The 14,199-nt window shown below is 30.0% G+C and carries 15 protein-coding genes; 4 read left to right on the forward strand and 11 right to left on the reverse strand.

Annotated features, from left to right (window positions below; genetic code table 11):
• Window positions 1–24 precede the first annotated feature (24 nt).
• The 7 genes from CUEA01_RS21630 to CUEA01_RS21660 form a co-directional block, all read right to left on the reverse strand.
• Window positions 25–576, reverse strand: coding sequence for a putative zinc-binding protein (locus CUEA01_RS21630; RefSeq protein WP_234124194.1), 552 nt, complete (start codon window positions 574–576; stop codon window positions 25–27).
• A gap of 36 nt (window positions 577–612) precedes the next feature.
• Complete coding sequence (locus tag CUEA01_RS21635; RefSeq protein WP_234124195.1) at window positions 613–990, reverse strand: carboxymuconolactone decarboxylase family protein; 378 nt, start codon at window positions 988–990, stop codon at window positions 613–615.
• A gap of 275 nt (window positions 991–1,265) precedes the next feature.
• Window positions 1,266–2,432 carry an MFS transporter gene (locus tag CUEA01_RS21640; protein ID WP_234124196.1) on the reverse strand — a complete coding sequence of 389 codons (1,167 nt, stop codon included), beginning with the start codon at window positions 2,430–2,432 and terminating at the stop codon, window positions 1,266–1,268.
• 112 nt (window positions 2,433–2,544) lie between these two features.
• The gene (locus CUEA01_RS21645) at window positions 2,545–3,513 is read right to left on the reverse strand and encodes a permease (protein ID WP_234124198.1); all 969 of its coding nucleotides are present in this window, start codon (window positions 3,511–3,513) and stop codon (window positions 2,545–2,547) included.
• A gap of 391 nt (window positions 3,514–3,904) precedes the next feature.
• Window positions 3,905–4,144, reverse strand: a complete 240-nt coding sequence (locus tag CUEA01_RS21650) for a thioredoxin family protein (RefSeq protein WP_234124200.1) — start codon at window positions 4,142–4,144, stop codon at window positions 3,905–3,907.
• 36 nt (window positions 4,145–4,180) lie between these two features.
• Window positions 4,181–4,456, reverse strand: coding sequence for an ArsR/SmtB family transcription factor (locus CUEA01_RS21655; protein WP_234124202.1), 276 nt, complete (start codon window positions 4,454–4,456; stop codon window positions 4,181–4,183).
• 266 nt (window positions 4,457–4,722) lie between these two features.
• Window positions 4,723–5,202: a spore coat protein gene (locus CUEA01_RS21660; protein ID WP_234124204.1), complete on the reverse strand. Its 480-nt coding sequence runs from the start codon at window positions 5,200–5,202 to the stop codon at window positions 4,723–4,725.
• Window positions 5,203–5,358: 156 nt separating this feature from the next.
• Here CUEA01_RS21660 and CUEA01_RS21665 point away from each other — a divergent pair, with 156 nt between their 5' ends.
• A complete protein-coding gene (locus tag CUEA01_RS21665; protein ID WP_234124206.1) occupies window positions 5,359–5,847 on the forward strand; it encodes a DUF421 domain-containing protein in 489 nt (162 codons plus the stop codon).
• 97 nt (window positions 5,848–5,944) lie between these two features.
• Here the strand turns inward: CUEA01_RS21665 and CUEA01_RS21670 are convergent, their stop codons facing one another.
• A complete protein-coding gene (locus CUEA01_RS21670) occupies window positions 5,945–7,252 on the reverse strand; it encodes an IS110 family RNA-guided transposase (protein ID WP_234121630.1) in 1,308 nt (435 codons plus the stop codon).
• A gap of 258 nt (window positions 7,253–7,510) precedes the next feature.
• On the opposite strand from CUEA01_RS21670, the gene nhaA reads away from it, so the two are divergent.
• A complete protein-coding gene (gene nhaA, locus CUEA01_RS21675) occupies window positions 7,511–8,707 on the forward strand; it encodes a Na+/H+ antiporter NhaA (RefSeq protein WP_234124208.1) in 1,197 nt (398 codons plus the stop codon).
• A 115-nt stretch (window positions 8,708–8,822) separates the two neighbouring features.
• On the opposite strand, the gene CUEA01_RS21680 is transcribed toward nhaA, so the two are convergent.
• From CUEA01_RS21680 to CUEA01_RS21690, 3 genes are all read right to left on the reverse strand, one after another.
• On the reverse strand, window positions 8,823–9,635 hold the full coding sequence (locus tag CUEA01_RS21680) for a metallophosphoesterase family protein (protein ID WP_234124765.1): 813 nt from the start codon (window positions 9,633–9,635) through the stop codon (window positions 8,823–8,825).
• Between the two features lie 218 nt (window positions 9,636–9,853).
• Window positions 9,854–10,732: a cation diffusion facilitator family transporter gene (locus CUEA01_RS21685; RefSeq protein WP_234124210.1), complete on the reverse strand. Its 879-nt coding sequence runs from the start codon at window positions 10,730–10,732 to the stop codon at window positions 9,854–9,856.
• A 226-nt stretch (window positions 10,733–10,958) separates the two neighbouring features.
• Window positions 10,959–11,441, reverse strand: coding sequence for a hypothetical protein (locus CUEA01_RS21690; RefSeq protein ID WP_234124212.1), 483 nt, complete (start codon window positions 11,439–11,441; stop codon window positions 10,959–10,961).
• Window positions 11,442–11,710: 269 nt separating this feature from the next.
• Between CUEA01_RS21690 and CUEA01_RS21695 the strand changes: the two genes are divergently transcribed.
• Entirely contained in the window at window positions 11,711–12,403 is a 693-nt protein-coding gene (locus CUEA01_RS21695) for a response regulator transcription factor (RefSeq protein ID WP_234124215.1), read from the forward strand.
• Entirely contained in the window at window positions 12,396–14,189 is a 1,794-nt protein-coding gene (locus CUEA01_RS21700) for an ATP-binding protein (protein ID WP_234124217.1), read from the forward strand. The genes CUEA01_RS21695 and CUEA01_RS21700 overlap by 8 nt, the downstream gene beginning before the upstream one ends.
• Window positions 14,190–14,199: the final 10 nt, after the last annotated feature.

Genomic DNA, 14,199 nt, shown 5'->3' on the forward strand with positions numbered 1-14,199 from the left:
ATGTAAGCACTTTAATATTATTAGTTATTTATCATATACTTTATTAATTTTTTCAACTACTGCATCTTTTATCATTTCTAAATCTGTTGAAGAATTCAAGTCAAAATTCTTTGGAACATTTAAATCTTTAGAAATAATAATATGTTCACCTGGATTAAACCCTGCTTTTTCAAGAGTTCTCTTTGCGCAACTCATTGGACATCCATCAACAGCAACAATTCCTTTAGCATTTTTAGCTCCATTAGTTATATTAGCAAGACCAGCAGATATACTAGCAAGACATAGTAGTGCTGCTTTGTCATAACCAACTTCATTTGCTGCCTTTACAGAAGAAAGCATAGTAGATTGGCCTACATTTGAAGCACCTGCACAATAAAATACTGCTACTGGACTTTTCTTCTCTTCAACTTCAATCCCCTTTGTCTTTTTATCCATATAAGGTAAATACCAATTATCTTTTGGCTTTTGTACATCTACCTTTTCACCAGTGCAACCGCAACCCACATTATTTGCAGTTTCTACTTTCTTTGGTTCCTCATTAACTGAACCACATCCGCATCCTAAATTTTTTTTCATAGTTTTTCTACCTCCATATATTAAAATAATTATTTGTTATTTATTTTCTAAAAGCCATTCAAAAGCTGGTGCAGCATTTGATAGAGTCGTAGCAGCTTTAGCAAATTTAGCTAAAGCAAATACCTCCATTATTTCCTCAACAGTTGCTCCACTTTTCTTTGCAGCTTTAGTATTCATCATTATACAAGCTTGTGAATCTAATGCTATTGCTGCAGATAAAAGCATTAATGCTTTATATTTTCCTGGTATTGCACCTTTTGACATGACAAATTTCTTATCCATCATATGATTTACAACAAGACTTTCATCTAAATCTCCTAATACTTGTATTGGGTTTGGCACTTCACCATTTTCCTTTTTGATATTTTCCATTATTGATTCATAGTCCATAATATTAATATTTTCTCCTTTCAAAATTTATTATTTGTTTTTATAAAATTATAATTCATTATGGGGTACAGCCAACATTTCCGACGAATACCACGCTAAGGAATGAGTTTTACAAATTTGCTAAAATGTAAAACTGGCAATATGTGGCTTATCGTGAGTAAAAATCAATGATTTTTGCAATTTTAGTTCTTAACGGCGGTTTTGTCGGAAATGTTGTCGGTACCCCATTATGATTAAATTATAATTTCACATGATTTTTTTCATAATATATCAAACAAGACATTTTTAAAAATTCATCCTTATACATCTCGTATTAATAAAAAGCTTAATACTAAAGTAACAAGTAGTGCCAATCCATATATTATAAATATACTATTTAAAGAATAGGATACTATTATTTTTCCACCAATAGCAGTTCCAACTCCACCGCCACCCATGAAACAAAATGCAACCAATGACATTGCTGCTCCTCTTGCTTTTTGTGCAAATCCTGTTGCTCTTGTAAGTAGAGTTGAATGTGTTAAAATAAATCCTAATCCAAGTAGTCCTACTCCTAAAACAAGCAAGTAAATATTACTACCGAAATAGAAAATTATTATATCTGCAACCGATGCAAATATTAGTCCTAAACTTAAAACTTTTTTCTGACCAAGCTTATTAGCTAATTTTCCACTTAATCTTCCTCCAATAACAGACATTATTCCGAAAGCAGTTAATATCATACCTATGCTAAAATAATTAAAATTGTAAATTTTAGCTATATATGAACCTGTATAAGAAAAGCTTCCTACTATAAATATTCCTTCAAGTAAAACTATAAAATAAGTAAATAAACTCTTATAATTGGATAAAAGTATAAAATATGGCTTTAATATTTTACTGTTAGGATTTTTTTCTGATGATATCTTTTTATAATTAGCTATTAAAAGTATAGTTGGTATTAATGAAAGAACTGCATATGCTATAAATACACCTCTCCAATTTAAAAAATACGCTATAGTTCCCCCTATTGCCATACTTAATCCTTGACCTAAAAATGATATTCCCATAAATGTTCCAATAGCTTGTTGCCTTTCTTCCATAGGAAATATATCACCAATAAGTGCAAGAGAAATTGGCATTACTGAAGCTGCAAAAATCCCTGTAAGACCTCTATATATTGCTAAATTAGTTAGTGATGAGCCTAATGCACATAGACCTGTTGCGATTGTGAACATAATTATAGAACAAGTTATAACTTGTTTTTTACCGTATCTATCCGCTAGTGGTCCAAATATTATTTGAAATATTCCAAACGGAATCATGTATGCAGTAATAAGCAAACCTGCTTTAGCTATATCAATATTTAAATTTTGAGCTACAGCAGGTAGTATAGGTGATACTACCCAGTTATCTGCCATAACTATAAATCCTGCTAACCCTAGTAGTATAATAATACTATTTTTATTTATATTCTTATTTCCCATATTAAAATTTCCCTTTCGTTAATTATTACGCTAGTTAAGCTGTAAAAATATAAAAATTAAATAACTATCCATCTTTTACTTGTAATTAACATCTATATAGCCTACCTAAAAATTATGGAATTATAAAATTAAACATATATCCAGTAAATATAATTCCTAATCCTACAACAACATAAAATACTGCTAACAATTTAGGTTTTAAAACTCTCCTTAAAAGAATCCCCTCTGGTAAACTTAAACCTGTAACTGCCATCATAAATGCAAGAGAAGTCCCCATTGAAACACCTGCTCTTGTAAGTTCACTGACTAATGGAATTACTCCTGCTGCATTAGAGTACAATGGAATTCCAATTACCACGGCTACAAATACTGCAAATGGATTACCTTTTCCAGCATACTTGGCTAAAGCACCTGCTGGAATCCATCCATGTATAACACCTCCTATGGCAATACCTATTATTACATATATCCATATTTTTTTTATCAAATCCTTTGTAAAGGTCCATGAATCAAGTAATCTTTCTTTAAGTGTTGGATCAGGCATTTCTATATCTGAACCTGCCTGTATTTCATAAACATAACCTTCTACATGCTTCTCCATTTTTAGTTTTCCTATTATTATTCCTGCTACAATAGCTATTACTTCTCCAGATAAAACATAAATTATAGCTATCTTTAATCCAAACAGACCATAAAGAAGTCCTAGTGCAACTTCGTTTACCATTGGTGCAGCTATTAAAAATGAAAATGTAACTCCAAGTGGTACTCCTGCTTCAACAAATCCAATGAAAAGAGGAACTGCAGAACATGAACAAAATGGAGTAACAATTCCAAGTAAAGCAGCAAGAATATGACCTATAAAAGTACTACCTTTACTTTTAGCAAGAATTTTTCTTGTTTTTTCTGGTGGAAAAAAGCTTCTTATAAATGTAATTACATAAATTATTATCAGTAACAAGATAAATATTTTTATAGTATCAAATACAAAGAAATCAAGCGCACTTCCAAGCCTACTTTCTTTAGCAATACCCAATACCTTGTAGATAAGAAAATCCGCAAAAATTTGTATAGGTGTAAACATATTAATTCACCGCCTCTATTTATTCTATAACCTTATAATTAAATACTTATGCTTTACTTAAACTATTCCTTCAATGATATTACTTCACAAAGCACAAAATTAAGAAAAATTAAAAGTCATATATAATATAAGATTTAATTGATTTCAAATATTTACACCCAAAATTCCGTAGGCACGTAGGAATTTTTTCCTTGTACTGCTGTAAGAGTGAAGTAACAATGCTGAAGGAACGATTTAAAAAAATTCTAATAAATCTTGGTTCAAAAATTGTAAAATACTTAGATATTTCAATCTGTCTGAGCGTCTTCACAGCGAGTTATTGAAATATCTTAGTATTTTATGATTTTTGAACCTTAGATTTATAGAATTTTTTTAACGCGACGAAGTATTGTTACTTCGCTTCATTAATGTATTTTTTAATTTCATCAACAGTACAAACCTTACCAAACATCTTAACTTTTTCATTAATAACAATAGCAGGAGTTCTCATGACACCGTATTTCATAATGTCTTTAATATCTTCTACTTTTGTAATTTGGGCATCTACATTAAGCTCTTTAATAGCTTCCTTTGCATTTGCCTCAAGCTTTTTACAATTTGAACATCCTGTTCCTAAAATTTTTATTTCCATAATCTTTACCTCCTAAATTTATTTAAAGTCTTCATACTAACTTTTAACAAGCTTATCTACACTATTAATAATATTTTTTATTTCTTCATTACTAATTTTGTAATGCACATTCATACCAATTTTTTCAGAAGATACGATACCTGCTTCTTTTAATATTTTTAAATGCTGTGATAAATTTGCCTGACTAAATTCTATATCTTCATTTAACTTACATACGCACTTTGGTCCATCATATAAAAATTTAACAATTTTATACCTTATAGGATGCCCTAATGCTTTAAAAATTCTAATGCTTTTTTCTTGTTCATCCATAATTACCCTCCACAATTAATAACTATATAACTAAATACTTATATAGTTATTATATGCTTTAACATTATGTTAGTCAACAAAAAAATTTTTATACATTATGTTTTGTGTAATAATAATTATAACAATTTTACCATATAGTATTATTTCAATAATAATTTCATTCATTTTGTTTATAGCATTTTCATTTGTAATTTAACTTCATACTAGACTTAGGTTAAGTTTTATATTTTCACTTAATTGAAATATTTTAATGTATATCAAAATGATTATTTAACAGTATACATACCTTTGCTCTCCATATACTTAAAAATCGCATCACCATGCTCCTGCTCTTCTTTCTGGATATGATTAAGCACATTACGAGCATTTGTATCTCTGAACTCAAAAATGGTTGTATCATATGTACTAGATACGTATTTTTCTGTCATAAGTAAATCTGAACATATATCTTTATCATTTGTGGAACCCATTCCTGCATTATTTTGACTTTGTACATTTTGCTGCTGATTAGTACTTGAGTTACTACTACTCTGACTATTACTTAAGTTCGGAATTCTACCACTTAATAATTCATTAACACTATTTAAATGCTCCTGTTCTTGTTTTGCATGATTATAACATATATCTTTAAGTTGTGTATCAGATGCTTGATTTTCGTAATTGGTATATTTCTCCACACACAATGTCTCATGACTCTTAGCATCCTGTAATAAAAATCTTTCCTTTGTGCTTAAGCTAATATTCATAATTAACACCTCCAATGGTAGTATGTGTAGCATGACTATATATATTCATATTGTTTTCATAAATAGAATCAACATGAATACTTTTGTTAAATAATTGAAAAACTGTTATAAAAATAGTATATAGGTAACTATATCATTATAGGAGGCATAGTACGGGTGGAAAACGTTATATTAAATACAATAGCAAGAAAATTGGTGAATTCGGAGCCGATTATACTAATTCAAACTGGAACCATTTTGGAAGAGAACATGAAAAAAACTAGATTAACAATTAATGAATTATTAATGAAGTTAAGAGAAAAGAACATCTTTAATCTAGCTGATGTAGAATTTGCAATAATGGAAACAGACGGGAAACTATCCGTGCTGCCAAAAGCAGATAAACAGCCACTCACTCCATATCATATGAATATTCAAACAATAAGTACAGGGCTTACAAAAGACATAATAATAGACGGAAATGTGATGAAAGAAAATTTATCAAGTTCTGGATTGAATGAAGAATGGTTAAAAGCTCAACTTAAAAGTCAAAATATCAAAAATTTTTCTGATGTTTTTTACGCAGGATTAGATAATACTAAAAAGCTATGCATATCAAAAAAGAATAATGCTAAAGAATATCCAGATAAATACGGCATTGAATAGTGTGAGGGAAAAAAGAGTGAAAAATAAGTTGAATTTTGAGGCGACTTTAACTAAAGGTTCCTAAAAACCTGTTTTTTACAGTATTAAGAAATTAGTATTAGTTATCGTTGCATTTAACTAATAAGGAAGTGTCATATCCTTTAGATTCAAGGTAAGCAAAAACATTTGTATCATTTAGAGTTACTTTTTGCTGATTAAAATGCGGATCCATCAATTCCGTATAATCAGTTGGAGTAAAAGATTGTTTTTCAGAAATCATGTGGTAGATGCATACCATCATCATTCTGGCAATTGCGATAATAGCTTTTTTGTGTCCACGACGTTTTTTAATGCGTCCATATTTTATTGCAAAGTAAGGTTGCTTTTTACTTTTAATTGCAGCAAGAGCACACTGTACCATCATAGGTTTTAAGTAGACACCTGCTTTTGCAATGCGTACAGATTTTTTCTTGCCAGCAGATTCATTGTTAGCTGGGGAAAGCCCACACCAGGAACAAAGGTGTTTAGCATCATCAAAGATAGCCATATTAACACCAGTTTCTGCAAGGATTATTGTGGCACTAAGTTCAGTAATACCAGGCAGAGAAGAAATGAATTTTACAAATTCATAGTAAGGTTTAATGCGTACGTAAAGCTCTATCTCAGTTTGAGAAATCATATTATTAAGATATTCAAGATGAGATCTGGCAAGTTTTAATTTTTTAGCTTGATCAGTTTCTATATTGTACCCTTTGATAGCATTAATAATTTCGTCAGATTTTGCATTAGCACCTTTTTTAATAAGTTTGCGAATTGCTTTATCTTCAATAGTATCAGAAGTGTTTACAAGCAAATAGGTCATAATTTCTGTTGCTGTTCTACCAAAAGGATCAGACAAGATACTTGCAATTCCAATATTTGAGACAGTCATACAGTTTTGAATTCGGTTCTTTTCAGAAGATTTCATACAAACAAGTTTAAAGCGATAGCGAGCCAGCTCACGCAATTGACGAAAATCTTTTGGTGGAATAAAAGAACATCTGACTAAATCAAATTTATAAAGGTCAGCAATCCACTTGGAATCTTTTTTGTCTGTTTTTTTACCCTTGATTGCTTTGACATATTTGGGATGTGTTAAACACACATCAATGTCAGCTTCAAGATAATTAAAAATAGGAATCCAATACTTACCAGTGGATTCCATACAGACATGTTTGCAGTTATTTTGAATTAGCCAGTTGTGAAACTTCTGAATATCAGAGTTGATGGTAGTAAAGGATTTTTGTTTGTACTCAGATATTCTATTTTTATCAGTAGAGACAATAGTTGCAACGATAACATTTTTGTGGACATCAAGTCCACAGCATATGGGGTAAATAAGCCTCATAATAACATCACCACCTAAATAAAAAGGAAATAGCAACATTGACTGTCATCCTACGACTAAATAAACATGGTTTATTACCAATGATAAGAGTCCGGGCTCAATGTCCCACTTGTTTGTGCTTGAAAGGATGACGGCACATATAATTATACGGGGTCGAAATAAATTCGCCACTTCTCCTCCCGTGCTCTGTAGTATATTGCTATTCCATAAAAAATATTATACCAAATGGAGGATAGGTGCAACAGTTTTTCATAACTTGTTTGTGCCTTGAGCGAAGCGAAAGGAATGAGATAAATTATGAAAAATAAAAGTTACAATAAAAATTTAAAAACTTTTCTATATTTTTTTAAAACTGAATCTATGAGTGGGGTGATACTTTTAATCTTTGCACTTATTGCAATAATAATTGCAAATTCTAGTTATGCTACAATATACAATAATATACTTCATACTTCTATATGTATTGGTTATAAAAAATTTTCTCTAACAATGTCAATTCTCCATTGGATTAATGATGGATTAATGGCAATATTCTTTTTAGTAGTTGGTATGGAAATAAAGAGAGAGTTATTATTTGGAGAACTTAAATCTTTCAAAAATACTATATTGCCTATATCAGCAGCCATAGGAGGCATGATTATACCAGCAATTATTTATATAATATTTAATTATAAAGAACCAACCATTAAAGGATGGGGAATCCCAACAGCAACTGATATTGCATTTGCATTAGGAATACTCTCGTTGGTTGGAAGAAAAGCACCTAAAGGAATAGTAGTCTTTCTTACAGCTTTAGCTATAGTTGATGATTTAGGAGCTATCCTTGTAATTGCTATTTTTTATACTACTCAAATTTCTTGGATTGCTTTACTTATAGGTTTCTTTATTTTAATTTCAATTATACTAGCTAATAAATTTAAAGTTAATTATACTTCTATATATATTATTGGTGGAATTTTTCTATGGATTTGTGTGTTAAAATCAGGTATACATTCAACAATTGCTGGTGTATTACTTGGAATGGTACTTCCAATAGGAAAAGATATTAACGAATTCAAGACATCTGTTTTGCACAAACTTGAATACAAATTAGTTCCATTGTCTAGCTTTGTAATTATGCCAATATTTGCACTAGCCAATTCTGGTATAGTTATTGATATCAATAACTTATCGACAATTCTATTTAAACCGATTGGTTTAGGTATTATATTAGGTTTATTTATTGGTAAACAAATAGGCATATTTGGAATTTCATACATCTTGATAAAACTTAAAATTGCTAAACTTCCATCTCATGTAAATAAAAGCCATTTATATGGTGCAAGTGTGCTAGGTGGTATTGGTTTTACTATGTCAATGTTTGTTTCATCGCTATCATTTGTAGATGAAACTGTACTATCTACAGCAAAATTAAGTATTATGATATCTTCAATCTTATCTGCAATATTAGGTGCTATAGTTTTTAAACTTATACAACTAAAAAATTATCATTAAAGAATGCACTAAAAGAAAACTCTATTTGTGGTACAATTAAAGGAATTACAGAGTACAAGTATAAGGTACAGAAGAAAATAAATACACCTTCACTGTACTCTGTCAACTGTACTCTTTATACTGGTGATTCCTCTCCAACAGGAACTACACTAAAGCATAACCTACTGCCACTACTATAATTTGTAATATTAATGACTAAGATATGAAATATAGACTTTTTCACCAAGGCAGCTCCACCTCCACCTGATAAATACAATCTTGTACCTTTATACTTTGTAGTAGCAAAGGTGTGAACGTGACTTACAAGGGCAGCTACTATTTTTTCTTTAACCTCTCTAAAAAAGGCTTGGCTTCCTTTTGTGAAAAATGAGTCATCTCCCGGCTCTGGAATCCATTCATCTGTTGCTGGAGGCACATGCATACCTACCAGTGTATTTTGGTACCTCCCCCGCAAATTTTCTCTCAAATACTCAAGTTCCTCTTTAGTTAGTCCATAATCGTGATATACATGATGATATAATGAATCTAATGCAATAAGTGTTAAGTCATATCTTGGTATATTTAACGTGAAATGCAGTGGACCAATCATTTCTACAAAATTAGCGACAGCTGCATCTCCTGTTAATTGTATATTCATTTCATGATTTCCTATTGCCGTAAAGAGTGGTAAATTAGGCGCAGCACTATTTTTAGTATCAATAAAAAATTGAAAATTATCTTTTTCACTTCCACTAAATACAATATCTCCACCGTGTAAAATTAACAAAGGATTATATTTCTTAGCTTCTTCCATAGCATTTTTAAAAATTTGAATACTTGTATGACCATTTTGCTCAACCCAGCTGTCTCCCATAAAAACTATATTATAATTTTTAGGATTAAGATATTTTTTTCTTTCCTCAAGTAATTGTAATTGCTCTTCATACATCCTCAAATACATTACCCCCAATTTTTAATCTTTTGCTTTGATAAACAAGTAGTATATCTCTATATACTCTATGCAAAATTGAATGTATTTGTTAAGGATTTTTGCAACTACTTTTAATATAGATATACCATTTCAACTATTAAAATTTATGTGCACCATAATGCCCAGAAGACGGCATTTTGGTACAAATAAATTTTAAGTTTCAAGGTGGTTTATCTTTATTTACAGCTATCACACTTTTTTTCACATGCCTCAGCATGTATCATTACTTCAACATTTCTCAATGAATTTTCAAGTTCTTTTTCCAATACATCACAAATATCGTTAACTTCCCTTATAGAAGTATCAGCAGGAAATACTATATGAATATCTATGTACCTAACATTTCCTGATTTTCTTGTTCTAAGATTATGAAAATCACAAAATAAGTTTTCATGCTTATTTATTGCAGCTTTAATTATATCCATTTCTGCATCTTCTAATCTTACATCTAGTAATGGATTAAATGCTTCTTTTAATAGATGAGCTGCTTCCTTTAAAATAAATATTGCAACCATAATAGCAAAAACTGGATCTAGAAAATATATTTTTGTAATCCAAATTAACAATAATCCTATTCCAACACCTAATGCAGTATATACGTCTGCTTTAAGATGAAGTGCATCTGCTTTTAGTGCTATAGAATCTTCCTCCTCCGCAACCTTATATAGTTTTTTAGACACAAAAAAGTTAACTACTGATGAAACAATCATAACTAAAAATCCCATACCAGCAGCTTCAATAGGTGATGGATGCATTATTTTTAATGTTGACTCATATATTATCCATATTGAAGCTATAAATATAAGCAAGGCTTCAATTACCCCAGATATATTTTCAATTTTCCCATGTCCATATGGATGCTCTTCATCTGCTGGTGTACTTGATATTTTTACTGAAAAAAATGCAATAATTGCTGCTGCTAAATCCATTCCTGAATGTATTGCTTCTGAAATTATACTTACAGAACCAGTTAAAACTCCAACTATTAACTTCAATACAATAAGGCTTGAATTAGATATTATAGAAATCCTAGCTATCGACACTTTTCTATCCATAAAACTTCCTCCTATAATTAAGTTCTATCATATATACTTTCCTATAATCCCTTTATTATTTATTATTTTAAGGACTCAAATTTTGTATTCTAAAACTAGAACTACTTTATATGATATATAAGCAAATAGTGCTTTTTAATATAATTTTGTAAATATAAAAAGGGCTATTACACTAAATTTTTATTTAATGTAATAGCTCTTATTCAATTAATTATAATTACTCTACCTACTTATTCTCAGCATTAATATAGCAATTTGCTCCACCTCTATGATTGCCTCCTGACATTTGACCATTTCCTCTTCTAACACTGCCAGAAGTTCCATCACAATTATTTATGTTAGTATTTATATTTGCTTTTAAAGACTCTCCCTGCTCTTTTGTAACCGAGCCTTTTTCCACTGCTGAATCAATAGCTTTTGATTTTTCTTCAATTAATGCTTTTCTAAATTCTTCAATAGACATGCCCTTACCCTTTGCTAAATCATACATAGTTTTTCCAGAATTCAATCCATCCGTTATTTCCTTATCTGTCATATGAAGCTTGTCCTTTAACACAGCTGAAACATAATCATATCCTCTCATTGAAGTTATTCTTCCAAGACCTTGTCCATGATTTTCAGTATTAGTTGTTGTTTCTGCATAAGCACTTACTCCTACACCAATCACAGCTGTCATTGCAAAAGCTACTAATAATTTTTTAATTTTCATTTTATATTTCCTCCCATTAATAATTGTTTTTTGTTTTGATAATACTATGATAAATCAATTGGAATATTAAAAAGTGTCCTAATTGTGTTATCTTCAGATATACCAGTTCAACTACCAAAATCAATTTGCACCAAAATGCCTAGAAGACGGCATTTTGGTACACATAAATTTTAAATTTCACAATGGTATATCTTTAATTACGTCACAATCATTTCACAATTGTAATTAACATGTATGCTACAATCTAATCAAAATTGAGAGGTGATGAAATGAATAATTACATTTTAATTGCTGATGATAATATAGAAATAATTAAAATTTTAAAACCATATATAGAAAAAGCAGGATTCACTGTGGTTTTTGCACTTGATGGAGAAGGAGCATTATCAAAATTCAAACAATATAATCCTAATTTAATATTACTTGATATTATGATGCCTATAAAAGATGGAATTGAGGTTTGTACTAAGATTAGAGAACAATCAAACACACCAATAATAATGATTACAGCTAAAAGTGAAGATGCTGATAAAATTTTAGGATTAAATTCTGGGGCTGATGACTATATTGTAAAACCTTTTAGTCCTGGAGAAGTAGTGGCAAGAATACATGCTGTTTTAAGGAGAATTTCTATACCGGAAAATAATAAATTATCCTTAATTAAATATCCTCCTCTTGAAATCGATATTGATAATTACTCCGTGAAGTTAAATAACAAAAGCATTAACTTAACGAAAAAAGAAATTGAAGTTTTATGGATGCTTTCAAGTTCGCCAAATAAAATAGTTTCACGAAATGATTTGCTTGATAACATATGGGGAATGGACTACTTTGGAGATCCTAGAACAGTAGACACACATATAAAAAGAATTAGGGCAAAGCTTGCTCTTGCTGGACAGTATAATTGGGATATCAAAACTATTTGGGGAATTGGATATAAATTCGAGGTGGAAGATGTTTAAAAAAAATATAACCTTTAAACTTACTGCTGGCTTTATAACAATCGTCATTATTTCAACACTCGTAATAGGTATTATTTCATTGAATATTTTTAAAAACAATATATATTCTATAAAAAGAAACAATATGAAAAACCATGCTTTGGAAATCTCCAAAACTCTTAGTCCATATATGTCAAAAAACGCTAATAAAAAAGAATTTATAGACATAATAAATTTAATAGATTCAATTGATAATGCTAAGCTTTGGATACTTGACTCAAATAAAAATATTGTAACTGCATCGGATAGAAAAAGCAGCGTTCTTACTTACATTAATGATATAGAGGTTAAAAATGCATATACTGCAATTATATCAAAAGCTCTAAGGTCCAAAGAAGCATATGATGAAATTTACAATCCCTATTACAAGCAGTACATGATGGCGATAACAGTTCCAATAAAAAATAGCAGTGGCAGCGTAATAGGCGCAGTAATTCTCAATTCTTCTTTGTATGATTTATCAAATTCTATGGACAAATTTTTTATATATATAATTTTAGCTCTTTTAGTTGAAATGTTACTTGCAGGGCTCATGAGCTACTATTTTTCTAAAAATATATCAAAGCCAATAAGAAAAATAAATTCCTCTGCCCTTGAACTTGCACGAGGTAATTACGGAATAAAAACAAACATATATAAAAAAGATGAAATTGGAGAATTATCAAGTTCCTTTGATTTATTATCCTTAAAGCTTAAATATACAATCGGTAAACTTTTCGAAGAAAAAACTAAGTTAAACAACATATTGATAAGTATGAGTGAGGGGATTTTAGCTATAGATGGGGACTTTAACATTATAAATATCAATGCTTCTGCTAAAAAAATGCTTTGTATTAGTAATGAGGCAATCATTAAACAAAAACTCATTAAACTAAACATGCTTGAAGAATTTAAATTGGCCATAACCACTGATGCAAAAGCCTCTGTTATAAGAGAATACCAAAGCAAAGTATTAAATTTATCCATATCCCCAATAAAAAGCAACCTAAAGGAAGTTATAGGGGGTGTTATCCTTATTCAAGATATAAGTGAAAAGGAAAAACTTGAACAACTTCGTAAAGACTTCATTTCAAATGTTTCCCATGAATTTAGAACACCTTTAACTGTTATAAAAGGGAATTTAGAATCAATTATAGACGGAATTACTGAACCAACTCAAATAATAGATAATTGTTCCATACTCTTAAAAGAGGCAAATAGACTGGAAAGAATGGTAAAAGACCTACTTAATTTAAGCAGATTGAAAGCTGGAAAATTAGAAGTTCAGTTCTCTAAACTAGATGTGAATATGCTAATTAATGATACTCTTCGAAGTCTTAGAACTTTATTAAATAAAAAAAATATAAATCTAGAACTGTCATTGCAGCCTGATTTACCACCCTTGTTTAACGATTACGACAAATTAAAACAACTACTTATAATATTCTTAGATAACGGAATTAAGTTTTCACCAAATAACGGGATTCTTAAGGTATCAACTTACTCAGATATCAAAGGTTTATATATAACTATTTGGGATAATGGAGTAGGTATACCACAAAATGAAATTGAATATTTGGGAGAAAAATTTTTCAAAGCTGATAAATCAAGGGCTTCAAATATTGAAGGTACTGGTCTTGGCCTTTCAATAGCAAAACGATTAGTAAAAGTTTTAAATGGACAATTTACAATCGAGAGTAAACTAAAAAAAGGTACTAAAATAACTATTTCTTTTTACACTTTACAGAAAGATGAGGTGAGATTATGATGATGCGGGG

Source organism: Clostridium hydrogenum (assembly GCF_021432385.1).
Taxonomy (GTDB): domain Bacteria; phylum Bacillota; class Clostridia; order Clostridiales; family Clostridiaceae; genus Clostridium_S; species Clostridium_S hydrogenum.

Bases quoted from the DNA above. Each gene is read 5' to 3' on its own strand.
- CUEA01_RS21670 (WP_234121630.1), bottom strand. From the start codon at position 7,252: ATGTTGCTATTTCCTTTTTATTTAGGTGGTGATGTTATTATGAGGCTT.
- CUEA01_RS21690 (WP_234124212.1), bottom strand. From the start codon at position 11,441: ATGAAAATTAAAAAATTATTAGTAGCTTTTGCAATGACAGCTGTGATT.
- CUEA01_RS21640 (WP_234124196.1), bottom strand. From the start codon at position 2,432: ATGGGAAATAAGAATATAAATAAAAATAGTATTATTATACTACTAGGG.
- CUEA01_RS21680 (WP_234124765.1), bottom strand. From the start codon at position 9,635: ATGTATGAAGAGCAATTACAATTACTTGAGGAAAGAAAAAAATATCTT.
- CUEA01_RS21645 (WP_234124198.1), bottom strand. From the start codon at position 3,513: ATGTTTACACCTATACAAATTTTTGCGGATTTTCTTATCTACAAGGTA.
- CUEA01_RS21650 (WP_234124200.1), bottom strand. From the start codon at position 4,144: ATGGAAATAAAAATTTTAGGAACAGGATGTTCAAATTGTAAAAAGCTT.
- CUEA01_RS21655 (WP_234124202.1), bottom strand. From the start codon at position 4,456: ATGGATGAACAAGAAAAAAGCATTAGAATTTTTAAAGCATTAGGGCAT.
- CUEA01_RS21685 (WP_234124210.1), bottom strand. From the start codon at position 10,732: ATGGATAGAAAAGTGTCGATAGCTAGGATTTCTATAATATCTAATTCA.
- CUEA01_RS21700 (WP_234124217.1), top strand. From the start codon at position 12,396: ATGTTTAAAAAAAATATAACCTTTAAACTTACTGCTGGCTTTATAACA.
- CUEA01_RS21695 (WP_234124215.1), top strand. From the start codon at position 11,711: ATGAATAATTACATTTTAATTGCTGATGATAATATAGAAATAATTAAA.
- nhaA (WP_234124208.1), top strand. From the start codon at position 7,511: ATGAAAAATAAAAGTTACAATAAAAATTTAAAAACTTTTCTATATTTT.
- CUEA01_RS21660 (WP_234124204.1), bottom strand. From the start codon at position 5,202: ATGAATATTAGCTTAAGCACAAAGGAAAGATTTTTATTACAGGATGCT.
- CUEA01_RS21630 (WP_234124194.1), bottom strand. From the start codon at position 576: ATGAAAAAAAATTTAGGATGCGGATGTGGTTCAGTTAATGAGGAACCA.